Raw genomic sequence first — 944 nt, 5'->3', positions numbered from 1 at the left:
CCGGTTACGCCAAGGACGGCCGCAGGTCCTCGCAAGGCATCGGGGTTTTCGGTCCCTTGCTCCAATACCGAGAAGAACGCCACCCCACCCAGCATAACAAAAAGCGTTGTAATGCTGAGCGCCATCGGCAGCAGCAAGTACCAGCCAGGTCGTCCTGTATCGTGCAGCCGTCTCCAACCGGCAGCCAGCATAGGTATGAGAACAGCCATTTGGAAAACAGAGGACAGAACCCGAGATCCTTGCCCAGTTTCTGGGTTGGTCCCGAATATGATCGTATCCAGCACAGCTAAACCAGCACTCACGAGAACCACAAACAAGAAGAACCACCAGTATTCTGAACGTATAGCCCGGCCGGAGAACTGGAAGTATTTCGAGAAACACGTCTTAACGGCTTCACCAAATCCCATCTTTCAATCCCTTCTTTGTTTCTGTGCGGCCTCAAATCGCTTCGCCGCTCAGGGGAACACACTCGCAGCTCCCACTTACTTTTTTGTTTGAACGCAGAGGTCTATCGTACGAGAGCGTAGAGAAATTTACGCGCGGAAAAATATTGATTTATGAATAAATAGATTCAAACATGCAAATTCGACACAACTTTATTTTACCTCCGTTGTTGTCGTTGCTGCTCGCTGTGTCGAGCCCTTCCGACTGCTAGAGTGAGTGCTGGCGGTCGGAAGGCACTTTACAATGATTGAGCGCTGGGAGGACGCGATGCTCAGACTTAACGTACTCGCCCTCTTTCCAGAGTTTGCTCTAGCATTTGCTAGTGACTTCATTCGGCCTTCACACGTTAATCTCGGCCCCGACAGTCAACGAAATATCGTCCCGCCGACCAAGCCCACCGCGGCAAGTTTTGGGAAGGGAAATCACAGGGTCGAAGTATGTTCCATAGCCTGCTCTGACGCGAGAACTTCAAACAAGCCCATCCAATTTCATTAACTTCA

Annotated in this window: 1 protein-coding gene; it reads right to left on the bottom strand. The window is 50.8% G+C overall.

What is annotated here, in order from left to right; all coding sequences use genetic code 11:
• The coding region (locus ACR0FE_RS23600) for a DUF805 domain-containing protein (protein ID WP_480915556.1) at positions 1-407 on the bottom strand (407 nt) is incomplete at its 3' end.
• Positions 408-944: the final 537 nt, after the last annotated feature.

It is taken from the genome of Ruegeria sp. K7 (assembly GCF_056531785.1).
This window is presented reverse-complemented; position numbering and strand designations above follow the sequence as displayed.